The organism is Caballeronia choica, from assembly GCF_001544535.1.
Taxonomy (GTDB): Bacteria; Pseudomonadota; Gammaproteobacteria; order Burkholderiales; family Burkholderiaceae; genus Caballeronia; species Caballeronia choica.
In genome coordinates, this window is the sequence record NZ_FCON02000013.1 from 108605 (window position 1) to 115570 (window position 6966).

Below are 6966 nucleotides of genomic sequence, written 5' to 3' on the forward strand. Positions count from 1 at the left end.
AGGAACGCAGAAGCAACGCAGCGAGGGCCACGGCAACGGCCCGGCAGCGCGGACTGGCAACGATTCCAGGCAACGAAACGATCCCAGGCAACGAACACGCGGGCCGGAGTCCGGCCCGCCTCCGACAGGCTACGAAAAATGGCAGCAGACATGGACGTCAAGCAACGCTTTTTCCCGCACACCCAGGACGAGCTGAAGGAAATCGCGTCCGACATCCTGCGCTACGCGAAGGAACTCGGTGGAACCGACGCGGCCACGGAAATCTCCGAGGGCGACGGGCTTTCCGTCAGCGTGCGGCGCGGCGAAGTCGAGACCATCGAGCACAATCGCGACAAGATGGTCGGCGTGACGGTGTTCATCGGCAAGAAGCGGGGCAACGCCAGTACGGCGGACTTTTCCCGCGAGGCGCTGAAGGATACCGTCGCGGCCGCGTACAACATCGCGCGCTTCACGGCCGAGGACACCGCGGCCGGCCTCGCCGAAGCGGAACTGCTCGAAACGTCGCCGCAGGATCTCGATCTCTACCATCCGTGGCACATCGACGCCGAGGAAGCCGTCGAAATCGCGCGCCGCTCGGAAGCCGCCGCGTTCGACGTCGACCCGCGCATCAAGAATTCGGAAGGCGCGAGCGTCTCGGCGCAGCACTCGCAGTTCGTGCTCGCCACGTCGCGCGGCTTTCTCGCGGGCTATCCGTACTCGCGCCACTACATCGCGTGCGCGCCGATCGCCGGCAGCGGCCGCGACATGCAGCGCGACGACTGGTACACGTCGAGGCGCAACGCCGCTGATCTGGCCGAACCCGAAGCCGTCGGACGCTATGCGGCACAGCGCGCGCTCTCGCGCATGGGCGCGCGCAGCCTCGACACGCGCAAGTGCCGCGTGCTGTTCGAGGCGCCGCTCGCGGCCGGCATTCTTGGCGCGTTCGTGCAGGCGGTGAGCGGCGGCGCGCTGTATCGCAAGACCACCTTCCTCGTCGACAGCCTCGGCAAGCCGGTGTTCGCGCCGCATGTGCAGGTAGTGGAAGATCCGCACGTGCGCGGCGGCATGGGCAGCGCGCCGTTCGACGAAGAAGGCGTGCGCACGCAGCGCCGCCGTGTCGTGGAAGACGGCGTCGTGCAGGGTTATTTCCTGTCGACGTATTCGGCACGCAAGCTCGGCATGCAGACCACGGGCAACGCGGGCGGGTCGCACAATTTGTCGCTGCGCAGTTCGCTCACGAAACCCGAGGACGACTTCGAGCAGATGTTGAAGAAGCTCGGCACCGGTTTGCTGCTGACTGAATTGATGGGACAGGGCGTCAACTACGTGACGGGCGACTATTCGCGCGGTGCGTCGGGATTCTGGGTCGAGAACGGCAAGATTCAGTATCCGGTCGAGGAAATCACGGTCGCGAGCACGTTGCAGGAGATGTTCCGCCATATCGAGGCGATCGGCGCGGATACGGTCGTGCGCGGGACTAAGGAAATCGGCTCGGTGCTGATCGAGAAGATGACGATCGCGGGGCAGTAAGCGGGCGCTTTGGTCGTAAAAAAGCCCCGGATGACGTGAGTCATCCGGGGCTTTCTTCAACGTCGGCCGATCGGGTCTGCCGGCCGGACTTATCAGATCGTTACGCGATCCTCCTGGGTGCGCGCCATGGGCGAACCCGGCTTGCAGGCGAACGGCGCGGCAAACGACGGTGTGTTCGAAACCGGCCCGTTCGCCCGGGATTTGCCCGGGGCGTGACTGATCTGCCACACGCGGCGAGCATAAGCGTGGCGGCCGCAATGGCCGTAATCGAATACCTGAATTCTTTCGTGACGTACCTTGTTGCTGACGGGCAACCGGGGTCGGTCCGGCACCGCATCGGACCCGGAGCACGGAAGGATGGGCGTCGATCGATGTCGACAACCGACAGCCCGCTCGGATGCCTCGGATCATCCAGTCGTCCTCGGCCGAATGGCGTCTGTATCTCAAAAACAAATGCGGATAACTAATGAATCGGAGCGCTGCGAGTTTATCAACGGCTTACGAAGTTCTTACTGTGTGAACTGCGACAGTCGGTCACGACGCGAATCGCGGACGAAAAAAAGCCGCGCTCACGACAGGCGTGAGCGCGGTCTGCGATTTCTGCTACATGGGGTTAGTTACCCCTTGCGTCGATACACCACGAAGGCGCACTCGAACTCATCCGGGGTAGTTACCAGATCGTCACGCGATCCTCGGGCGTTCGCACCATCGGGTCGCCGGTCTTGCAGGAAAAGGCCTGCGCGAATTCAGGCATGTTCGACATGGGCCCGATCACGCGGAACTTGCCGATCGGATGCGGATCGGTGGCGACCTGCGAACGCACGTACTCAGGCGTCATCTTCTGGCGCCAGATCCGGGCCCACGCGAGGTAATAGCGCTGTTGCTGGGTGAAGCCGTCGATCGATTTGTCGGCGGACGGCTCGCGCGCGAGGCGCGCAATGAGCGCGTCGCGCCCGGCGTTGATGCCACCGGAATCCGCCGTCGTTTCGCCTTCGGTCAGCTTGCCGTTCAGATGCAGGCCGGGCAGCGCCTCATAGGCGTCGTACTGGCGCGAGAGGCGGGCGACGCGGGCATCGAACTCGGTGTGATCGTTCGGCTGCAACCAGTCGGCGAGCGCGCCCGTCGCATCGTGTCGCGAGCCCTGGGAGTCGAAGCCGTGCGTGAGTTCGTGCCCGATAACCGCGCCGAGTGCGCCGTAGTTCATCGCCAGGTCAGCCTTTGCGTCGAAAAACGGCGGCTGCAGTATTCCCGCCGTCAACTGGATGCTGTTCTCGGTCGGGGAATAGGCGCCCTCTACCTCTTGCGGCGCGAAAGTCCAGATCTTCCGGTCAACCTTCGTGCCGACTTGCAACAACCACCGGTGCGCATCGAACTTCGATACCGCCATCGCGTTGTCATACCACGACGTGCCGGGCAGCTTCAGGTCGGAGATGTCCGGACCGCTCTTCGGACCGCCGATCTTGAACAGAATGGCTTCTTCCTTCGCGAGCGCGCGCTGAATGCTCTGCGGCGCGAGCCAAACCGACTTCGCGAGCCGCGCACGGAAGGCGGCGCGGATGTCCTTCACCATCGCCTCGGTGGCGGCGACGGTCTCCGGCGTGAGCGTTTTCGCCTGGAAGGGCACGCCCATGGCCTTTGCAAGGACCTCGGTATTGTTGATGTTGTCCAGAATGCGCGCCGATAGCGCGGGTTGGGCGGCGCGGCCTTCCAGCGTCTTGCCGTAGAAGTTGAAGTCCTCGTCCCGGAATGCCTTCGACAGATACTTCGACGCCGAGCGGATCACCGCGTAGCGCAGTGCCTGTTTCCAGTCGTCGAGAGGGACGCTCTTGATCATGCCGTCCATGGCCGCGAACCATTTCTGCGACGACAGCTTGATGGTTGCCGGCGGCGTGACGCCTTGCGCCTTGAAGAAAGCGGTCCAGTCGAAGTTCGGCGAAATCTGGTTGGCCCGTGCGAGACTGATTTCCCCAGAATCGTCGGGGCTCGCTTCGCCTGCGGCCGGGGTGGCTTCCGCGAGCTTCGTCTCGAAGGCGAGCACCTTTTGCGCGGCGGCGCCGGCGGCGTCCGCGGACATGCCCGTGAGCATGAACGAACGCGTGACGGACGCGACGAACGCGTCGCGCGTGGGCCTGGCATCGGCGTTCAAGTACAGCTCGCGTGACTTCAGGCTCAGGGCCATCGCCAAGACGTTCAGGACGTTCACCGTCGGATCGATCTCGCCTGCGAACGGGTGCATGATGAACAAGGCGGCGCGCCCGTCGCCGACAGGTCCGTTCAGGTAGGCAGCGAGATCCGCCGTATCGCGGATTGCGTCGATTTTCGCGAGTTGCGGCGCGAGCGGCGCACCGCCGGCGCGTTCGGGCCCGGCTTCGTCGGCGGCGACGCGGTAGAAGTCCTGGACCAGCTTGCTGTAGACGTCGGCGCCGCCTTTTTGCGCGATCTCCAGTTGCACGTCACTGCTTTTCTTCTCGAGCACGCTAAAGGTGGTGAGGCGCGACGCGTCGGCGGGAATCTGCGCGGCGTCGGTCCACTTCCTGTTGACGTAGGCATTGAAGTCCTGGCAAGCGGAAATCGATTTGTCGATTTCCGTGGCATCGAAGGACGGCCGCGTCGAGACGACCGATGAATCGTTGTTTGACCCATTGCACGCGGCAAGCGCGAACGCTGCGGCTGCGATGGCCGTGATTGATAACCTTGATGTATTCATTGCGCCTCTTGATGCGGACGGTGCTGCCACGGAGCCGATGCGGCGCTGCGTGGCGGCCCGTAGCCAAAAAAGAGAGCCGTCGATTCGCGTGGACGATCGACGGCCCGCTCGAATGCTCCCGCTTGGTCTTGTCAGCCGTTCTTGATTACGTCGCCTGGTCAGCGGTTTCATCTCAAATAAAAATCGGATAACTAAGAAAACGGGGGGGTCGAGTGTATCAACGGCTTTATTCGGATTGTTCCGAAAGTCGGCGGGGGAAATGGCTGGACGAAAAAAAACCGCGCTCACGATAGGCGTGAGCGCGGCCTGCGATTTCTGCTAAAGGGAGTTACTTAACCCTTGCGTCGGTACACCACGAACGCGTACTCGAAGTCATTCGGCGCGGCGGCGCGATGCGTCTCGCTGCGCGATGCTTCGGTCCATTGCAACGGATCGAGCGCATCGAACTTTGTATTGCCGTCGAAATCGGCGTCGATTTCGGTGACGATCAGCTTGTCGGCGTGGCGGATCGCTTCGCCATAGAGTTGCGCGCCGCCGATCACGAACGCCTCGCGCGCCTGATCTTGCTCCGCGAGCGCGAGGGCGGCGTCGAGCGTCGTGACCGTGTCGCAGCCTTCGAAGCGGCGCGTGGCATCGCGCGACACGACGATATTGCGGCGCCCCGGCAGCGGCCGGCCGATCGATTCGTGCGTCTTGCGGCCCATGATGATGGGCGAACCCATTGTCGTGCTCTTGAAGAACGCGAGATCTTCCGGCAAGCGCCAGGGCAGGGTGTTATCGCGCCCGATCACGCCATTGCGCGCACGGGCGACGATCAGGGTCAGCGTCGTCATGTAGGGAAGGGGAAATTGGAGCGGTTGCGCCGGGCAAATCGACACCTGGCGGGCTCCCAATTTTAACTGACGGCGACACAACTGACGGCGACACGCATCCGATGCGCGCCCGCCTGCGTATTCATCGGAGCGCGCACGCACTCATGGTGCCGGCGTCGCGTCCGGCGTCGACCGGGACCGGCATCGGCATCGGCTGCTGAAGCGGCGTCGGACTTGGAGCGGGCGCGGGCGGCGTGATTTCGTCCCACAAGGTGATCGTATTGCCGCTCTGGGCGATGCGCTCGACCGCAGGCGGCCCGGCGTCTGGTGATTTCTCGGAGGACGCGCAGGGCAGCGCGTGTTGCGCGTCGTCCACATGCGCGGAAATCGGCTGAGCGGCCGTCATACCTGGCGCGGGCGCTTCGGCGCCAACGCCGGATGCGCCTCGGCCTGCGAGAGAATGCTGCGCCTCCGCACCGGCCGAAGCGAGTGCAAGCGCCAATCCGGTCAACCCGGTATTGGCAAACACTAAAGTAGGATTCGAAGCGAGGTGTCCGAACGTACGTGCCGTAATCCGCATCTTATACTCCTGTGGCTCCCTCCTAAAGCGAGATTTATGCCATTACCCTGAATGCCTTATGGCTTCGTGGTCTTGCACAAAATAACGAAGAAACGGGAATAAAAAACGGGGGAAAACGTTTCACGTGTGATACGAAGCGTCGGAAACGCGTCGAAATACTGGAAATTGCGTACCGGATATTGTCTTATTAATGCGGTGCAGATAACTTTTATTAATTAGATGACAAATTCTTGAAATGCCCGTCCGACAAGCGTTTCGGACGGTCGACGGTCCTTCTGGAGGATATTTGTTTTCGAAGTTTATGCGTTATAGTAGTCTCTCAAAAAGAGCACACAATCAGACAAAAGGTAACGGAGGAAGACGCGTTAAGTAAGTTATTCGCTTCGGGGTCACGGTGTTTGAAATAAATGCATGGTCGTTCGCGGTCGTATGCATGTGTCGAAATCTCGATGTACCGAGGGCCTGAACTACGCGACCTTTTCAACTACCGTTGAAGAAAGGATCTGAATAATGGAAGTCGCTCGGCGGCAACTCATCTATGTCACTCGCGATCCAAGCGAGATGCTGTGCGCGCGATTCGAGGAGCGCGGATGGCACATTGAAGTCGTGGCGAGCGCACGCGAAGCGCGCAAGTCGCTGCGCAGCGATCTGGCGATCGGTGGTTTGCTCGACCTGTCCAGCCGTTTTGAATCCCATGAACTGGCGGCGTTTGAAGCGTCGCTCACGTTGACGAATGTCGGCTGGGTGGCGGCGACGCTGTCGGGCCAACTTGAAGACGCCGCAGTGCGGCGGCTCATCCGCGACTATTGTTTCGATTACGTTACTTTGCCGACGTCCAACGACCGGATCGTCGATGCTGTCGGCCATGCATACGGCATGGTGGCGCTGCACGACGCGGCGTCGAACGACGCGCGCGCAGCAGGCGGCGAGGGGCGCGCCGAGGGTGAGATGGTCGGCTCGTGCGACGCGATGCTCGCGCTGTTCCGCTCGATCCGCAAGGTTGCGATGACCGATGCACCTGTGTTCATCTCGGGCGAATCGGGCACCGGCAAGGAACTCACGGCGGTGGCGATTCACGAGCGATCGGTGCGGCGCGACCAGCCGTTCGTCGCGATCAATTGCGGCGCTATTCCCGCGCATCTGCTGCAATCGGAGTTGTTCGGCTACGAACGTGGGGCGTTCACCGGCGCCAATCAACGCAAGATCGGCCGGGTGGAAGCGGCCAACGGCGGCACATTGTTCCTGGATGAAATCGGCGATCTGCCGCTCGAAAGCCAGGCGAGCCTGTTGCGCTTCCTGCAGGAGAGGAAAGTTGAGCGGCTCGGCGGCCACGGCTCGACGCCGGTCGATGTGCGCAT

At 62.3% G+C, this 6966-nt stretch carries 6 protein-coding genes; 2 read left to right on the forward strand and 4 right to left on the reverse strand.

Going from position 1 to position 6966, the window contains the following annotated elements:
• Positions 1 to 138: 138 nt before the first annotated feature.
• Positions 139 to 1509: a metalloprotease PmbA gene (gene pmbA / locus AWB68_RS08685; RefSeq protein WP_087643938.1), complete on the forward strand. Its 1371-nt coding sequence runs from the start codon at positions 139 to 141 to the stop codon at positions 1507 to 1509.
• A gap of 92 nt (positions 1510 to 1601) precedes the next feature.
• On the opposite strand, the gene AWB68_RS51345 is transcribed toward pmbA, so the two are convergent.
• The 4 genes from AWB68_RS51345 to AWB68_RS08705 all read right to left on the reverse strand — a co-directional run bounded on the left by AWB68_RS51345 (position 1602) and on the right by AWB68_RS08705 (position 5608).
• Entirely contained in the window at positions 1602 to 1841 is a 240-nt protein-coding gene (locus AWB68_RS51345) for a M13-type metalloendopeptidase (protein ID WP_374729565.1), read from the reverse strand.
• A 338-nt stretch (positions 1842 to 2179) separates the two neighbouring features.
• Entirely contained in the window at positions 2180 to 4216 is a 2037-nt protein-coding gene (locus tag AWB68_RS08695) for a M13 family metallopeptidase (RefSeq protein WP_160109991.1), read from the reverse strand.
• Between the two features lie 332 nt (positions 4217 to 4548).
• Complete coding sequence (locus AWB68_RS08700) at positions 4549 to 5049, reverse strand: dihydrofolate reductase (RefSeq protein ID WP_087643941.1); 501 nt, start codon at positions 5047 to 5049, stop codon at positions 4549 to 4551.
• 121 nt (positions 5050 to 5170) lie between these two features.
• Positions 5171 to 5608, reverse strand: a complete 438-nt coding sequence (locus AWB68_RS08705; RefSeq protein WP_087643942.1) for a hypothetical protein — start codon at positions 5606 to 5608, stop codon at positions 5171 to 5173.
• Between the two features lie 510 nt (positions 5609 to 6118).
• On the opposite strand from AWB68_RS08705, the gene AWB68_RS08710 reads away from it, so the two are divergent.
• Positions 6119 to 6966: sigma 54-interacting transcriptional regulator (locus AWB68_RS08710; protein WP_143281954.1), on the forward strand; the 848-nt coding region annotated here is incomplete at its 3' end.